The sequence below is a fragment of the Microbacterium sp. 4R-513 genome, assembly GCF_011046485.1.
GTDB lineage: Bacteria > Actinomycetota > Actinomycetes > Actinomycetales > Microbacteriaceae > Microbacterium.
This window is the reverse complement of the sequence record NZ_CP049256.1, coordinates 393735-409217: the sequence shown is the minus strand read 5'-3', so window position 1 is coordinate 409217 and position 15483 is coordinate 393735. Positions and strand designations below refer to the sequence as shown.

Sequence of the window (15483 nt, the reverse complement as noted above, 5' to 3'; positions counted from 1 at the left end):
CCGGTCGCCAAGATTGTAAACATAATCTTGACCAATATGCCAGGGTGTGATTCGCTGGCGTTGTCGCCGATCGACGCCGACGGCGGCTGTTCGCCCGCGTGCGGGCGGCCGAGCTTCGAAGGAGCACGATGGCCGACAACGGGTCCACGATGCTGGTCGTGAGCGCTCATGCGGGCGACTTCGTGTGGCGTGCCGGCGGAGCGATCGCCGCGGCCACGATGCGCGGGGAGCGGGCGGTCGTCGTATGCCTGTCGTACGGGGAGCGCGGCGAGTCGGCGAGCCAGTGGCTGCAGGGCAAGACCCTCGATGAGATCAAGGCGATCCGCCGCGAGGAGGCGTCTGCCGCGGCATCCGCTCTGGGAGCGGAGATCGAGTTCCTCGACCTCGGCGACTACCCGCTCGTGGAGTCGGAGGATGCCGTGGCGAAGCTCGTCGACGTCTATCGGCGCGTGCAGCCCACGGTCGTGCTGACCCACCCGCTCGCCGACCCGTACAACGGCGACCATCCGGCGGCGGCGCGCATGGCGCTGCAGGCGCGAGTTCTCGCCCAAGCGATCGGGGTGGCCAACTCGGACGGCTCGTTCCCCGGCAAGGACGACATCATCGGCGCTCCGCCGGTCTTCTTCTTCGAGCCGCACCAGCCCGAGCAGAGCGACTTCAAGCCCAACGTCCTCCTCGACATCACCGACGCCTTCCCGCGCAAGCGCGCCGCGATGGAGTGCCTGCCCGCGCAGAAGCACATGTGGTCGTACTACACCGACCTGGCGATCCGCCGCGGCGTGCAGGTCAAGCGCAATGCGGGCCCCAACCTCGGCCTGCCGCACGAGACGATGGGCGAGGCGTACATGCGCTACTTCCCGCAGGTGACGGGCGTGCTCGAATGACGGCACGCCCCGTCATCGTCACCGACATCGCCCGAGCGGATGCCGCGGTCGTCGACGCACTCGCCGTCCACGGCGTCGCGACCGTGCACGAGGCGATGGGCCGGACGGGGCTGGTCGGCCCCGGCATCCGTCCCATCCAGGACGGCGCGCGCATCGCGGGGTCGGCCGTCACGATCCTCTCGTGGCCCGGCGACAACCTCATGATCCACGCGGCGATCGAGCAGTGCCGGGAAGGCGACGTGCTCGTCATCGCGACGACGTCGACGTCGAGCGACGGCGCGTTCGGCGACCTCTTCGCCACCGCCCTGAAGGCACGGGGCGTGCGAGGTCTCGTGACGACGACCGGAGTCCGGGATGTCGCGGACCTCCGTGCAATGGGATTCCCGGTGTGGTCGAGCGCCGTCCACGCTCAGGGCACCGTCAAGGCGACAGCCGGCTCGGTCAACGTGCCGATCGTCGTGGCCGGCGCGACCGTGCGTCCCGGCGATGTCGTGATCGCCGACGACGACGGGGTCGTCGTCGTGCCGCGCTTCGAGGCTGCCGACGCGCTGGCGGCTGCCGATGCCCGGGTCGAGAAGGAGGCCGCCGACCGCGACGCCTACGGATCGGGCGCGCAGCTCAGCCTCGACCGGAAGGGCCTGCGCCAGACGCTCGCCGACCTCGGCGTGACCTATGTGACGCAGGCGGAGTACGACGATGGCGGCCGCTGACTTCGATCTGGCCGGCGCCGTGCGAGACGGCATCCGCTGCATGCTCATGCGCGGCGGAACGTCGAAGGGCGCCTACTTCGTAGCCGACGACGTGCCGGCCGATCGGGCCGTGCGCGACGATCTTCTGCTCCGGATCATGGGCAGCCCGGACCCGAAGCAGATCGACGGGGTCGGCGGCGCTCATCCGCTCACGAGCAAGGTCGCCATCGTCTCGCCGTCGTCCGAGCCCGGCATCGACGTCGACTACCTCTTCCTGCAGGTCGTCGTCGACGAGCCGGTCGTGAGCGACGCGCAGACGTGCGGCAACCTGCTCGCGGGCATCGGCCCTTTCGCCGTCGAACGCGGCCTCGTGCCCGCCGGCGGCGACCACACGTCGGTGCGCATCCGGCTCGTGAACACCGGGGATGTCGCGACCTCCGCCTTCCCGACGCCCGGCGGCCGCCCGGACTACGCGGGAGAGCAGGCCATCGACGGCGTGCCCGGCACCGCCGCCCGCATCGAGCTCGAGATGTCGTCGGGTGGTCGCCCCCTGCTGCCCACGGGTCACGTCGTCGACGAGATCGCCGGCCACGCCGCAACGCTCGTCGACAACGGCATGCCCGTCGTGCTCCTCCGCGCGGAGGACTTCGGCGTCACCGGTGACGAGAGTCCCGCCGAGCTCGAGTCGAGGGCCGACCTGCGATCGCAGATCGAGGCCGTGCGCCTCACCGCCGGCAAGCTCATGGGCCTCGGCGACGTCACGACGCAGACCGTGCCGAAGATGTTCCTCCTCTCGCCGGCCCGCAACGGCGGTGCGATCTCGACGCGCGCCTTCATCCCGTCTCGGGTCCACCCGTCGGTCGGCGTGCTCATGGCGGCCTCGGTCGCGGCGGGGATCAGCATCCCGGATGCCGTGGGCTCCGAGTTCGCGCGCCTGCCCGCCGAGGGACCGATCGAGGTTGAGCACCCGTCCGGGTCGTTCCCCGCGCTCGTGCGCGTCGGCAAAGCCGACGACGGCGCGTGGACCGGAACGTCGACCTCGATCCGCACCGCTCGCAAGCTCTTCGACGGGCTCGTGTTCCCGCGCGCCTGATCGGCCGATCCCGTCACGTCAGAGAGGACATCATGACCGACTCCACCGCCTTCGACGTCGCGCATCTCGCGAACGTCGAACTGCTCACCCCCGAGTTCGACAAGAGCCTGTGGTTCTTCCGCGACCTCCTCGCGATGCGGGTCGTCGCCGAGGCGGGCGACTCGGTGTTCCTGCGCACGTGGGACGAGTACGAGCTCTACACGATCAAGCTCACGGCATCGGATGCCGCGGGCGTCGGCCGCACCTCGTTCCGCGCTTCATCGCAGGAAGCCCTCCAGCGCCGCGTCGCCGCGATCGATGCGATGGGCCTCGGGGACGGCTGGGTCGACGGCGAGGTCGGCACGGGTCCGACGTACGCCTTCCGCGACCCGGACGGGCACGCGATGGCGATCTACTACGAGACCGAGCGGTACGAGGCATCCGACGAGGACCGCCCTGCCCTGAAGAACCAGGCATCCGCGTTTCCCGGCCGCGGAGTCAACGCTCGGCGTCTCGACCACATCAACTACCTGGCGAAGGATGTCGAGGCCAACGGCGAATTCCTCGCTCGCGCGCTGGGCATGCGCGAGTCCGAGCGCATCCGCCTCGACTCGGGGAGATTCGCGGCGTGGTGGTTCCACTTCTCGCTGAAGTCCTACGACGTCGTCTACTCGGACGACTGGACCAAGCACGGCAACCGCCTGCATCACATCGCGTTCGCTCCCGACACGCGTGAGGACATCCTCAAGGCCGCCGACATCTTCCTGGAGAACGGCATCCACATCGAGTCGGGCCCGCACAAGCACGCCATCAACCAGACGTTCTTCCTCTACGTATGGGAGCCAGGCGGCAACCGGATCGAGTTCGCCAACGCCGGCGCCCGCCTGCTGCTCGACCCCGACCAGCCGGTCGTGGAGTGGTCCGAGCAGGAGCGCAAGAAGGGTCAGGCGTGGGGCATGAAGACCATCGAGACCTTCCACACCCACGGCACCCCGCTGGTCTGAGCGACTACTTCCAGACGTCCGCCGCGATCTCGACGACCGACCTGATCTTCGCCCACTGCTCGTCCTCGGTGAGGAGGTTGCCCTCCTCGGTCGAGGCGAAGCCGCACTGCGGGCTCAGCGCCAACTGCTCGAGGGGCGCGAAGTGGGACGCCTCCTCTATGCGCTGCTTGACGACCTCCGGGTCCTCCAGCTCGCCGCTCTTGGTCGTGATGAGGCCGAGCACGACGATCTTGTCGCCCTCGGGGAGGAAGCGGAGGGGCTCGAAGCCGCCGGCGCGCTCGCTGTCGTACTCGAGGAAGTAGCCGTCGTACGCGGTGTTGCCGAGGAGCTGCTCGGCAACGGGCTCATAGCCGCCCGAAGAGATCCAGGTGGAGCGGAAGTTGCCGCGACAGACGTGCGTCGTGATGACCAGGTCGTCGGGCTTGCCTTCGAGGATGCGGTTGAGCAGCGTCGCGTAGCGCTCGGCGATGCCGTCGGTGTCGATGCCGCGCTCGCGGGCCTTCTCGAGCTCGACCTCGCTGCACAGGTAGGCCCATGCCGTGTCGTCGAACTGCAGGTAGCGGGCGCCGGCGTCGTAGAACGCCTGCCACGCGTCGCGGTACGCCTGGACCAGGTCGTCGGTGATCGCGGGGTGGCCGCCGGGGTAGGCGACGGGGTCGATGTGGCCCGGCTCGACCCGGAAGTCCAGGACCGTCGGAGCGGGGATGGTGAACTTCGGCGTCACGCCTGCGGCCTCGGCCCGCTCCTTGAGGAAGCGGAAGTGCGCGAGGAAGGGGTGGTCCGCCGGGAAGCGGATGGGGCCTGAGACGTGCACTCCGCGGGGCTTGGTCTGGACCCCCTGGAACTGGATACCGTGATCGAGCTCGACGATCTCGACACCCTCGAGGAAGCCGAAGAAGTCGAAGTGCCACCAGGAGCGCCGGAACTCGCCGTCGGTCGCGAGCTCGAGTCCGGCGGCCTTCTCCTTCGCGACGAGGTCGGCGATCGCGTCGTCCTCGACGGAGCGCAGTGCGGCGGTCGAGAGGTCGCCCTCGGCGTGCTCGTGCCGCGCCTCGGCGACGCCGACGGGTCGCAGGAAGCTCCCGACGATGTCGGCCCGGAAGGGGGCGCGCTGGCGGACGGAAGTCGAGGCGGAGTGAGTCACCCGGCGATCGTAGTCACAGCCGACCGCCCGCGCCCAGAGGAGCGTCACATGTCGTCACCGTCCGGCCGGGGGCGGTGTCGGGCCCCGGCGTTAGGGTTGTTCGGTGCCCGCCCCTGTCATCGACGCCCGCAACCTCGTCAAGGCCTACAAGGTCAAGGGCAAGCCCGACTTCCTCGCGGTGGACGGCCTGTCCTTCGAGGTCGCACCGGGCGAGTCGTTCGGTCTCCTGGGCCCGAACGGCGCCGGCAAGTCCACGACGATGAAGATGATCGGCGCGGTCTCGACGCGCACGAGCGGCGACCTCACGATCCTCGGTCTCGATCCCGATCAGTACGGGCCCGAGATCCGCTCCCGCCTCGGCGTCGTGCCGCAGCAGGACAACCTGGACGGCGAGCTCAACGCTCGCGAGAACCTCTTCATCTACGGCCGCTACTTCGGGCTCCCGGCCAAGGTGTGCCACGAGAAGGCCGACGAGCTCCTCGCCTTCGCCGCGCTCGAAGACAAGGCCAAGAGCAAGGTCGACCAGCTCTCGGGCGGCATGAAGCGCCGTCTGACCATCGCGCGCGGGCTCATCAACGACCCCCGCATCCTGCTCCTCGACGAGCCGACGACAGGTCTCGACCCGCAAGCCCGCCACGTGCTGTGGGACCGCCTCTTCCGCCTCAAGGAGCGCGGCACGACGCTCGTGCTCACGACGCACTACATGGACGAGGCCGAGCAGCTGTGCGACCGCCTCATCGTCGTCGACAAGGGGCGCATCATGGCCGAGGGCACCCCCGCGTCGCTCATCCGCCAGCACTCCAGCCGCGAGGTGCTCGAGGTGCGCTTCGGCTCCGACCGCAATCAGCAGGTCGCCGCGCAGCTCGAGGGCATCGGCGACCGCGTCGAGGTGCTGCCCGACCGCATCCTCATTTACACCGACGACGGCGAGGCCGCGCTCGAGCGCATCAGCCACCACGGCCTCGAGCCGCTCACCTCGCTCGTGCGCCGGTCGAGCCTCGAAGACGTCTTCCTGCGCCTGACCGGAAGGTCGCTGATCGAATGAGCGGCCCGCAACCGGCTCGCGAACCCGGCGAGGTATCACGGATGCCTGGGGGCGAGGCATCCGCCACCCGCACGCAGCCCTCGCTCGACGAGCTTCGAGCCGAGGCGATGGAGTGGGGCCGCAAGCCCCGCCGCCGCGGCACGCTCTACGTCACCGAGCACATGGTGCGCGCGATGCGGGCCTACGGCTGGACCATCATCGTCAACGCGCTCGGCCAGCCGATCCTCTACCTGCTCGGACTCGCGGTGGGTCTCGCGGCCCTCATCCAGGCGCCCATCGAGGTCGACGGGCGGGAGGTCCCGTACCTCGTCTTCGTCGCGCCCGCGCTGCTCATGACGGCCGCGATCGCGGTGGCATCCGAGGAGTTCACCTACCCCGTCATGGCGGGATTCAAGTGGCGGCGCTACTTCTACGGCTTCAACGCCTCGCCGATCGGCTCGCCGCAGATCGCCGGGGGAGTCGTCGCGGGAGCGGCGGCACGCATGGCCGTCACGGTCGTCCTCTACTACTTCTTCATCTGGATCTTCTTCGCGTGGCTCTATCCCGGCGAGACGAATCCCGGCACCGCCTGGCTGATGATGCCGATCGGCGTGCTCGCCGGTCTGTCGTTCGGCATCCCGCTCATGGCGTACGCCGCGTCGATCGAAGACGACAAGGGCCAGTTCGCCCTCGTGCAGCGCTTCATCTTCATGCCGATGTTCCTGTTCTCGGGCACGTTCTACCCCCTGACCAACCTGCCGCTGTGGCTGCAGTGGATCGGCTGGATCTCACCGCTCTGGCACGCATCCGAGCTCGGTCGCGCCGCGACCTACGGCGACCTCTCGTCGCCGCTCGTCTGGGTCAATCTCCTCTACCTCCTCGCGCTCGCCGTCGGCGGCTTCCTCATCGGCCGACGCGTCTTCACGAACAGGCTCGCGAAATGACCGCAGTGTCGACGACGACGGATGCCCCACCCCGCCGGGGGAGCGTACGCGCCCTGTGGGCCGGCAACCCCTTCGCGGTCGTGCAGCGCGGACTCATCGCCGCGCGCTCGTCGAGCTGGATCGTCGTGTTCTCGGGCTTCTTCGAGCCCGTCTTCTACCTCGCATCGATGGGCATCGGCCTCGGATCGATCATCGGCGACGTCGAGACGTCCGCCGGTGTCGAAGTCCCGTATGCGGCGTTCATCGCGCCCGCGCTCCTCGCCGTGTCGGCGATGAACGGCGCCATCTACGACTCGACGTGGAACGTGTTCTTCAAGCTCAACTACGGCAAGCTCTACGAGGGCATGCTCGCGACCTCGCTCGGTCCGCTCGACGTCGCTCTGGGCGAGATCCTCTACGCGCTGCTGCGCGGTCTGCTCTACGCCACCGGCTTCCTGATCATCATGCAGATCCTCGGGCTCAACCTCGCCTGGACGGCGATCCTCGCCATCCCGGCGGTGCTGCTCATCGCGTTCGGCTTCGCGGCGCTGGGGATGGCCGTCACGAGCTACATGAAGACGTTCCAGCAGATGGACTGGATCAACTTCGTGCTGCTGCCGATGTTCCTCTTCTCGGCGACGCTGTACCCGATCACGGTCTACCCCGAGTGGGTGCAGACGATCGTCATGGCCTTCCCGCTGTGGCATGCGGTCGAGCTGATCCGCGGCCTCACGACGGGGGTCATGAGCCCCGACATGGGCTGGCACCTTCTGTACTTCGTCGTCATGATCGTCGTCGGCCTCATCTTCACGACGAAGCGGCTCCGCGCCCTCTTCCTCGACTGACGGAATCGTTGCGGTCAGGCGCCGCGGCGCCGCACGGCGATGAGCCACCCCGTCGAGAAGCCGACCCCGAGCAGTCCGACTCCGGCGACAAGGAGCCACCAGACGGTCGCCGGCCAGAGACCGAGGCCGGGCGTGAAGACCGCATCGGCCAGTGGCTGGTAGGCGTAGTAGCCGAAGGACGCCTGCGACTCGACGACCAGAGCCATGAGGACGCCGGTGGTCGCCGCAAGCGCGGAGACGATGAGCAGAGCGGTGATCGCTGCTCGTCCCCGTCTCACAGCGCCAGGCTATCGAAGCCGGGCCGGGCCCGGGTTCCTCGGGCCGGAGGGTCGCACTGTCAACCCGCTTCTCGCTCCGCCCGCCTCGGGCGAGAGTCGAGGAAAGATCGAGGAGGCTCCATGTCCGACACGAACAAGCCGCACACCCATCACTCGGAGGATGCCCAGGCCGACGACGCCCCTCCCACGGACGCCGTGAGCGACGAGGTGAAGGAAGACGCCGCGAAGGCCGAGTCATCCGGCGGCGCAGGCGACCTGCCCGACGAGCCTGCGCTCAGCCACCCCTGACCTCCGGGTCGGGGCACAGCAACTGCCGCGCCGGCTGGAACCGCGCGCGAGCGCATCAGCCGCCGGCGGGCGGAGGGGAACCGACGAGCGGAGGGCGTTTCCGGCCGAAACGCCCTCCGCTCGCACGTTCCCCTCCCTCCATCGGCGGGAGAGGGCAGATCGCCGCGGGCGAGCATCGGGCGCAAGATCCCCTACCTGCGCAGCGGGTCAGAGCAGGCCGCGGCGTGCGAGCTCGGGGCGCACTCCCTCGGCGAACCAGTACGCCTCCTCGAGGTGCGGGTACCCGGACAGCACGAACTCCGTGAAGCCGACGGACCGGTACTCCGCAATCAGGGCGGCGACCTCGGCGTAGCTTCCGACGAGCGCGGTGCCGGCGCCGCCCCGCACGAGCGATGCGCCGGCCCACAGGCCCGGGTGGATCTCGAGATCGGCGCGGGTCGTGCCGCCGTTCGTCAGGGCGAACTGACGCTGCTGTCCGACGGAACCTGAGCGCGCGAAGGCCGCGCGCCGCTCGGCGACGACGGACGGATCCAGACCCGAAACCAGGCCGTCGGCGATGCGCCACGCCTCGTCCGACGTCGGTCGTGCGATCGTGTGCAGACGGATGCCGTAGCGCAGCGCTCGCCCGTGATCCGCGGCCCGCTCGGCGACGCGCCGGATCTTCTCCCCGGCCTGGGCGGGCGGCTCGCCCCACGTCAGGTAGACGTCGGCGTGCTCGGCCGCGACGTCGATCGCGGCATCCGAAGACCCTCCGAGGTAGATCTCGGGTACGCGCGCGATCGGGGAGACGTACGCGTCCTCGATGTCGAAGAAGTCACCGCGGAAGCTCGTGCGCTCGCCGGTCCACAGGCGCATGAGGATCGTGAGGTACTCGGCGGCCCGCGCATAGCGCCCGTCGTGGCCGATCCGGTCGCCGAAGCGTCGCTGCTCGGCATCCTCGCCGCCCGCGACGACGTTGATGCGCAGGCGGCCGTCGCTCACGCTCTGGAAGGTCGTCGTGATCTGAGCCTGAAGCGTCGGCGAGACGAGCCCCGGCCGCACGGCGACGAGATATTCGAGCCGTCGGGTGTGCTGCGTGAGGGCGGTCGTGATCGTCCAGCTCTCCTCGTTCCCGCCGCCGGTGGGCACGAGCACCGCCTCGTAGTCGAGGTACTCGGCTGCGCGCGCGATCTGCGCGATGTAGTCGAGTGTCGGCCGTCGGGATGCCGCGTTCATCCGGGCCGGGTTGTTGTCCGTCGCACTGCCCAGTGCGAGGTTGGTGCGGGAATCGCCCGTCAGGGGCAGGAACCAGTCCAGGATCACCGGCCCCGCCGCGGCTTCCGTGCCCATCCCTCGCTCCTCGCCGCGCCCCCGGCGGGCGCCGCCTCAGGCTATTCCGCATCGGACGAAGGGCACGTTCCAGGTTGCGATCTGTGACACCGCCCGAAACGAGAAGAGTGGATGCCGCGACCGGGGCCGCGGCATCCACTCTCGGCGGATCGGGTCAGAGCGAGCCGGTCACCCCGACGCCGATGTTGTCGTCGTAGTCGATGTCCTTCGTCTCCTTGGAGAAGAGGAGCGCGATGAGGGTGAGGACCGCCATGGCCGACAGGTAGAGGCCGACAAGCCACGGCGAACCGCCCGTCGCGGCCCACAGCGCCACAGCGACGATCGGCGCCAGCGCGGCACCGAGGATCGACGAGACGTTGTACGAGATCGCCGAGCCGGAGTAGCGGACGTTCGTCGGGAAGAGCTCGGGCAGCACGGCGCCCATCGGCCCGAACGTCGCGCCCATGAGCATGAACCCGAACACGAGGAACGCCTGCACCATCGCGCCCGTGAACTTCGGGTCCGCCTGCGGCAGCAGGAAGAGGTTGAACGTGAGGCCGAAGACGATGATGAGGACCGTCACCCAGATGAGGAGCTTGCGGCGGCCGATCGCGTCGGCGATGGGTCCCGACAGCAGCGTGAAGATGCCGAAGAACACCACGCCGATGATCTGCATGATGACGAAGTCGGTGTAGCCGAAGCCGAGTCCGGGATAGAACTGCGCCGCGAACGCCGTCGCATCGAAGGTCTTGCCGGCGGCCTCCGCCTGCGCCGCCGCAGCCGCAGCCGCGACGTCGACGCTCGCCGCCTTCGTGCCGTACGACAGGGTGAAGTTCGTCATCAGGTAGAAGAGCACGTAGGTCGCCAGCATGATGAAGGTGCCGAGGATCAGCTCCTTCCAGTGGTGACGGATGACCACGGCGAGCGGGAACTTGCGGATCGCGCCCTTCTGCTCCGCCTTCGCGAACGTCTCGGATTCCACGAGCCGCAGGCGCACCCAGAGGCCGATGATCACCATGACGGCCGAGAACAGGAACGGCACGCGCCAGCCCCAGGCGAGGAATGCCTCGGAGCGCTGGGCACCGCCGTCCGGGTGGGGGAGCAGGAAGTTGATCGCGAGGAAGACCCCGTTCGCGATGATGAAGCCGAGGGGAGCCCCGAGCTGCGGGAACGTGCCGTACCAGGCGCGCTTTCCGCGAGGGGCGTTCTCGGTCGCGACGAGTGCCGCCCCCGACCACTCCCCGCCGAGCGCGAAGCCCTGCGCGAGTCGCAGGATGAGCAGGAGGAAGGCCGCCCACCAGCCGATGTCGTTGTAGGTGGGGAGGCAGCCGATGAGGAACGTCGCGATCCCCATCGTGAGAAGGGATGCCACGAGCGTCGCCTTGCGGCCGAAGCGGTCGCCGAAGTGGCCGAACACGATCGCGCCGAGGGGGCGCGCGACCATGGCCGCACCGAAGACGCCGAACGAGGCGAGCAGTGCCGTGGTGTCGTTCCCGGTGGGGAAGAAGAGGATCGGGAAGACCAGGACGGCCGCCGTCGCGTACGCGTAGAAGTCGTAGAACTCGATCGTGGTGCCGACGAGGCTGGCGGTGATGACACGCGAGCGGGGGTTGGCAGGCGCAGCCGTGCGGGATGGGGAAGTTGCGGTGGAAGACATGAGGAACCTGTCGAGAGAACGGGGTGTCGTCCTCATGGGACGCGCCGGTGGCGCGCGCCCGGAGCAGGGGTGTCGCAGCGGGCGGCTCGTCGCTGGGTCACCGGGGTGTCGGCGGATTCGCCGGCACACGGTCTCCGAGCTTACCGGCGCAAAACGGAAGGCGGGTCCGATCGGACCCGCCTTCGTTACGACGTGTGAGCTGCGGAGCTCAGCGCCAGAGCACCGCGATGCCCGCATTGACGAGCGTCAGGATGCCGATCGACCAGAAGATGCCGGCCGGCACCGAGCCGGTCTTCTTCTGGCGGCCCATGCCGATGCCGAGGAGGGCTCCGATGACGAGCAGGATGACGAGCTTGGTGCCGATCTTGACGTAGTTGAGGTCGTAGTCGATGCCCCACGGAGCGGCGAGGGCGAGGCCGGCGACACCCGCGATGGCCAGACCCCATTCCATCAGGCGGGTGACCTGCCGGCGACGGTTGACGAGTTCGACGACCCACGCTCCGAAGAGGATCGCGAAGCCGACGAGGTGGACGAGCAGGACGACGTGGCGAAGGATCTCCATGCCGCCAGAGTACCTTATGTACTACTGAAGGTTGGTGGCCGAGGCGCGGGGATGTCTCGACCGCGAGCGATCAGAACCCGGCCGGCCGACGGCGGGACTCGCGCAGCTCGCGGAGTACGAGAGCCGTGCGGATCGCGGCATCCGCGGCCTCGGCGCCCTTGTCCTCCTTCGACCCGGGCAGACCCGCGCGGTCGATGCCCTGCTGCTCGTCGTCGAGGGTGAGAACCCCGAATCCCACGGGCTTGCCTGTGTCGATGGCGACCCGCGTCAGACCGTCCGTCGCCGCGTTCGACACGAAGTCGAAGTGCGGCGTGCCGCCGCGGATGATGACGCCGAGCGCCACCACGGCGTCGGCACCGGCATCCAGTGCCGCCTTCGCGGCCACCGGCAGCTCGAACGACCCCGGAACGCGCACGAGCTGCCACGACGCGTTGGCGGCATCGAGCGTGCGCTGCGCGCCGGCGATCAGGCCGTCGGTGATGACGTCGTGCCACGTTCCCGCGATGACGACGATCTCGAGCCCTGTCGCGTCGCTCCCGCCGACGATCGGCGCTCCCTTGCCGCTCATGCGCCGGCCCCTCCGCTCACGTGGGACTCCTTCATCTCGGCGAGGGCGTCGGCGAGCTCCTGCTCGTCGATGATGTGACCCATCCGGTCGCGCTTCGTCTCGAGGTACTGGTGGTTGTTCGGGCCGACGCCCACGAGGAGCGGGACCTGCTCGACGATGTCGAGACCCAGCTCGCGCAGCTGCTTGACCTTGTCCGAGTTGTTGGTCAGCAGACGCACCTTCTCGATGCCGAGGTCGGCGAGGATGCCGGCCGCGGCCGCGTAGTCGCGTGCGTCGGCCGGAAGGCCCAGCGCGAGGTTGGCGTCGACCGTGTCGAGACCCCGCTCCTGCAGGCTGTAGGCGCGGAGCTTGTTGATGAGCCCGATGCCCCGGCCCTCGTGGCCGCGCATGTAGACGACGACTCCGCCGTCCTGTTCGATGGCGTCGAGGGCGGCTTCGAGCTGCGGACCGCACTCGCACTTGAGCGAGCCGAACGCCTCGCCCGTCAGGCACTCCGAGTGCACGCGCACGAGCGGCGCGCCGTCGGTGATCTCCCCGGAGACGACCGCGATGTGGTCGGTGCCGGTGATGCGGTCCTTGTACGCGAGGAAGCGGAAGCTGCCGTGCGCGGTCGGGACGTGGGCCTCGGCGCGCAGACTCACCCGGCGCTTGTGCGCCGTCGGAGCGGATGCCTGGAGCGGCTCGTTCTCCTCGAGATAGGCGACGAGCTGCTCGATCGTGATGACGGGCACTCCGTCGCGCTCGCCGAGTTCGATGAGTCCGGGCAGGCGCATCATCGATCCGTCTTCCGCGACGACCTCGGCGATCGCACCGACGGGCTTGAGGCCCGCCAGGCGCATCAGCTCGACGGCCGCCTCGGTGTGGCCGCCGCGCTCGCGCACACCGCCGTCGACGGCCCGCAGCGGCAGGATGTGCCCGGGGCGGATGACGCTCGTCGGCGTCGACGAGGGGTCGGCGAGGACGTTCAGCGTGTGCGCGCGATCGGCGGCGCTGATGCCGGTCGAGACGCGGTCGGCCGCGTCGACGCTCACGGTGTAGGCGGTGCCACGGGCGTCCTCGTTCACCGCGACCATCGGAGGAAGGTCGAGGCGGTCGGCCCACTCGGCGGGCATGGGCGCGCAGATGAAGCCGCTCGACCACCGCACGGTCCACGCGACCCACTCGGGCGTCGCGAGCTCCGCCGAGAGCACGACGTCGCCCTCGTTCTCGCGGTTCTCATCGTCGGCGACGATGATCGGGCGCCCGGCGCGCAGCGCTTCCAGGGCGTCGGGGATCGTGGCAAGGCTCATCGCGAGCCTCCTTCCGTGGATGCGGCGAGGGCCGCGGGGGAGTCGGCGGCCTGGGCGGCTGCGGGAGAGGTGAAAGCCAGCAGCCGCTGCACGTGACGGGCCAGGATGTCGGTCTCGAGGTTGACGACGTCACCTGCGCGCCGTGCGCCGAGGGTCGTCGCCTCGAGGGTCTCGGGGATCAGCGAGACCTCGAACCACTGGGTGGGCGAACCGGCGCCGCTGACCGCGCTCACCGTGAGCGACACGCCGTCAACGGCGATCGAGCCCTTGTCGACGACGAGCGGCGCGTGGTCGGCGGCGAGCGAGATGCGCAGGACGCGCCACTGCTCGCCCCGGCGCACTTCGAGCACCTCGCCGGTGCCGTCGATGTGCCCCTGCACGATGTGTCCGCCCAGCCGGCCGTGCGCGCGGGTCGCACGCTCGACGTTGACGGCGAGCCCAGGGCCGACCTCGGCGAGTGTGGACATGTCGAGCGTCTGCTTCATCACGTCGGCGGTGAACCAGTCCTCACCCTGGTCGACCACCGTGAGGCACACTCCGCTGATCGAGATCGAGTCGCCGTGCGCGGCATCCGAGACGGCCTGCGGCGCCCGGACGGTGAGCCGCACCCCGTCGCCCGAGGGCTCGACCGCGGTGACCTCGCCGATCTCTTCGACGATTCCCGTGAACATCAGGCGTCTCCTTCTTCGTCTTCGTGAACAGCGCCGGCGGGCACCGTCACGGCCTCGCTCGGTCGCGGGCGCGCGACGATCAGCAGGTCGTCGCCGAGCCGGTCGACGGATGCCACGTCCAGCCGCCGCGCGTCGCCGATGGTCTTGACGCCGATGTCGGTGAGCGCGAGCCGATCTCCTCCGAGAAGCACTGGCGCGACGTAGGCGAGCAGCTCGTCGACGAGGCCCGCGCGCAGGAATGCGCTCGCGACGGTCGGGCCGCCCTCGACGAACACCCGCTGCACCCCGCGCTGGCGCAGATCCGCGAGGACGGCGCCCAGGTCGTCGCCACGGTACTGCAGAAGGGGGAGGGGATGCCGCCGCACGGCCGCGTCGTCGGGCACCGGCCGGACGCCGAGCACGACGGGGGTGGGCTGATGCCCGAGCAGTGCGCCCGAGGCATCCCGAGCCGTCAGCGCCGGATCGTCCGCCAGAACGGTCCCCGTCCCGGCGACGATCGCGTCGGCCAGGGCGCGCCGGCGGTGCACGTCCGCGCGGGCCGCGGGCCCGGTGATCCACTGGCTCGTGCCGTCGGAGGCCGCCGCCCGCCCGTCGAGGCTCTGGGCCCACTTGACGGTCACGTGGGGGCGTCCGAGGCGCTGCACCGTGAGCCAGGAGTCGAGGAGCGCAGTGGCCTCATCGGCGAAGAGCCCCGCCTCGACGTCGACGCCGGCCGCGCGCAGGCGGTCCGCGCCACCGGACGAGTGGTCGCCAGGATCGGCGATCGAGTACACGACGCGACCGATGCCGGCGGCGATGAGCGCCTCGGCGCACGGCCCCGTGCGTCCCGTGTGGTTGCAGGGCTCGAGCGTCACGATCGCCGTCGCTCCGCGCGCCGCACCGGGTGCGAGCTTGGAGAGGGCGTCGACCTCGGCGTGCGGAGTGCTCGCACCGCGGTGCCACCCCTCGGCGAGCACGCGGCCGTCCGGCGACAGCAGTACGGCGCCCACCTGCGGGTTGACTCCGCGGGGTCCGTTGAGGGCCAGCGTCAGCGCGTGCCGCATGGCATCGCGTTCCGCGTCGTTCGCCACTTCTTATCCGTCTTCCTGCCTCGCGACAGCGCCGGGGCAAGGGGAAGCAGCGGCACGCTTGCGCCGCTCGTGCTGCCTCCCATCCGGACTCGCAGCCTGCGCTGCATCACCGTCGGTCCCGGAATTCCACCGGATCGGCTTCGGCATCCTTCCCGGAAAGGACGGATGCCTCGGCTCGCGGACTGTCACCGCCGGTTCGGATTCTCA

General features: G+C 69.7%; 17 protein-coding genes. 8 read left to right on the top strand and 9 right to left on the bottom strand.

Annotated elements, in window-relative coordinates; translation table 11 throughout:
- Positions 1–128 precede the first annotated feature (128 nt).
- Genes G5T42_RS01900 through G5T42_RS01885 form a run of 4 tightly spaced genes read left to right on the top strand, consistent with a single transcriptional unit; the run spans position 129 to position 3649 of the window.
- Positions 129–884 (top strand): PIG-L deacetylase family protein, encoded by a 756-nt coding sequence (locus G5T42_RS01900; protein ID WP_165124686.1) that lies wholly within the window; start codon positions 129–131, stop codon positions 882–884.
- A complete protein-coding gene (locus tag G5T42_RS01895) occupies positions 881–1594 on the top strand; it encodes a 4-carboxy-4-hydroxy-2-oxoadipate aldolase/oxaloacetate decarboxylase (protein WP_165124683.1) in 714 nt (237 codons plus the stop codon). The genes G5T42_RS01900 and G5T42_RS01895 overlap by 4 nt, the downstream gene beginning before the upstream one ends.
- Positions 1581–2666, top strand: a complete 1086-nt coding sequence (locus G5T42_RS01890; RefSeq protein WP_165124680.1) for a 4-oxalomesaconate tautomerase — start codon at positions 1581–1583, stop codon at positions 2664–2666. The genes G5T42_RS01895 and G5T42_RS01890 overlap by 14 nt, the downstream gene beginning before the upstream one ends.
- Before the next feature lie 32 nt (positions 2667–2698).
- Positions 2699–3649 carry a VOC family protein gene (locus tag G5T42_RS01885; RefSeq protein WP_165124677.1) on the top strand — a complete coding sequence of 317 codons (951 nt, stop codon included), beginning with the start codon at positions 2699–2701 and terminating at the stop codon, positions 3647–3649.
- A gap of 4 nt (positions 3650–3653) precedes the next feature.
- On the opposite strand, the gene G5T42_RS01880 is transcribed toward G5T42_RS01885, so the two are convergent.
- On the bottom strand, positions 3654–4793 hold the full coding sequence (locus G5T42_RS01880) for a 5-methyltetrahydropteroyltriglutamate--homocysteine S-methyltransferase (protein WP_165124674.1): 1140 nt from the start codon (positions 4791–4793) through the stop codon (positions 3654–3656).
- Between the two features lie 103 nt (positions 4794–4896).
- On the opposite strand from G5T42_RS01880, the gene G5T42_RS01875 reads away from it, so the two are divergent.
- The 3 genes from G5T42_RS01875 to G5T42_RS01865 are packed head-to-tail and all read left to right on the top strand — an operon-like array spanning position 4897 to position 7585.
- Positions 4897–5838 (top strand): ATP-binding cassette domain-containing protein, encoded by a 942-nt coding sequence (locus G5T42_RS01875; protein ID WP_165124671.1) that lies wholly within the window; start codon positions 4897–4899, stop codon positions 5836–5838.
- A gap of 41 nt (positions 5839–5879) precedes the next feature.
- Entirely contained in the window at positions 5880–6761 is an 882-nt protein-coding gene (locus G5T42_RS01870; protein ID WP_165124667.1) for an ABC transporter permease, read from the top strand.
- Positions 6758–7585 (top strand): ABC transporter permease, encoded by an 828-nt coding sequence (locus G5T42_RS01865; protein ID WP_165124664.1) that lies wholly within the window; start codon positions 6758–6760, stop codon positions 7583–7585. The genes G5T42_RS01870 and G5T42_RS01865 overlap by 4 nt, the downstream gene beginning before the upstream one ends.
- A gap of 14 nt (positions 7586–7599) precedes the next feature.
- On the opposite strand, the gene G5T42_RS01860 is transcribed toward G5T42_RS01865, so the two are convergent.
- Positions 7600–7863 (bottom strand): hypothetical protein, encoded by a 264-nt coding sequence (locus tag G5T42_RS01860; RefSeq protein WP_165123758.1) that lies wholly within the window; start codon positions 7861–7863, stop codon positions 7600–7602.
- A 120-nt stretch (positions 7864–7983) separates the two neighbouring features.
- Between G5T42_RS01860 and G5T42_RS01855 the strand changes: the two genes are divergently transcribed.
- Complete coding sequence (locus tag G5T42_RS01855) at positions 7984–8151, top strand: hypothetical protein (protein WP_165124643.1); 168 nt, start codon at positions 7984–7986, stop codon at positions 8149–8151.
- Positions 8152–8358: 207 nt separating this feature from the next.
- Here G5T42_RS01855 and G5T42_RS01850 read toward each other — a convergent pair whose 3' ends face one another.
- The 7 genes from G5T42_RS01850 to ribD form a co-directional block, all read right to left on the bottom strand.
- A complete protein-coding gene (locus G5T42_RS01850) occupies positions 8359–9480 on the bottom strand; it encodes an LLM class flavin-dependent oxidoreductase (RefSeq protein ID WP_165124640.1) in 1122 nt (373 codons plus the stop codon).
- A 154-nt stretch (positions 9481–9634) separates the two neighbouring features.
- Entirely contained in the window at positions 9635–11116 is a 1482-nt protein-coding gene (locus tag G5T42_RS01845; RefSeq protein WP_165124637.1) for an MFS transporter, read from the bottom strand.
- A 208-nt stretch (positions 11117–11324) separates the two neighbouring features.
- Positions 11325–11678, bottom strand: a complete 354-nt coding sequence (locus tag G5T42_RS01840) for a Fe-S protein (RefSeq protein ID WP_165124634.1) — start codon at positions 11676–11678, stop codon at positions 11325–11327.
- A 70-nt stretch (positions 11679–11748) separates the two neighbouring features.
- Positions 11749–12246: a 6,7-dimethyl-8-ribityllumazine synthase gene (gene ribH / locus G5T42_RS01835; RefSeq protein WP_165124631.1), complete on the bottom strand. Its 498-nt coding sequence runs from the start codon at positions 12244–12246 to the stop codon at positions 11749–11751.
- Entirely contained in the window at positions 12243–13535 is a 1293-nt protein-coding gene (gene ribA, locus G5T42_RS01830; protein ID WP_165124628.1) for a GTP cyclohydrolase II, read from the bottom strand. Before ribA ends, ribH begins: the two co-directional genes overlap by 4 nt.
- Positions 13532–14206, bottom strand: a complete 675-nt coding sequence (locus G5T42_RS01825) for a riboflavin synthase (RefSeq protein ID WP_165124625.1) — start codon at positions 14204–14206, stop codon at positions 13532–13534. The genes ribA and G5T42_RS01825 overlap by 4 nt, the downstream gene beginning before the upstream one ends.
- The gene (gene ribD, locus G5T42_RS01820) at positions 14206–15249 is read right to left on the bottom strand and encodes a bifunctional diaminohydroxyphosphoribosylaminopyrimidine deaminase/5-amino-6-(5-phosphoribosylamino)uracil reductase RibD (RefSeq protein ID WP_165130038.1); all 1044 of its coding nucleotides are present in this window, start codon (positions 15247–15249) and stop codon (positions 14206–14208) included. The genes G5T42_RS01825 and ribD overlap by 1 nt, the downstream gene beginning before the upstream one ends.
- Positions 15250–15483: the final 234 nt, after the last annotated feature.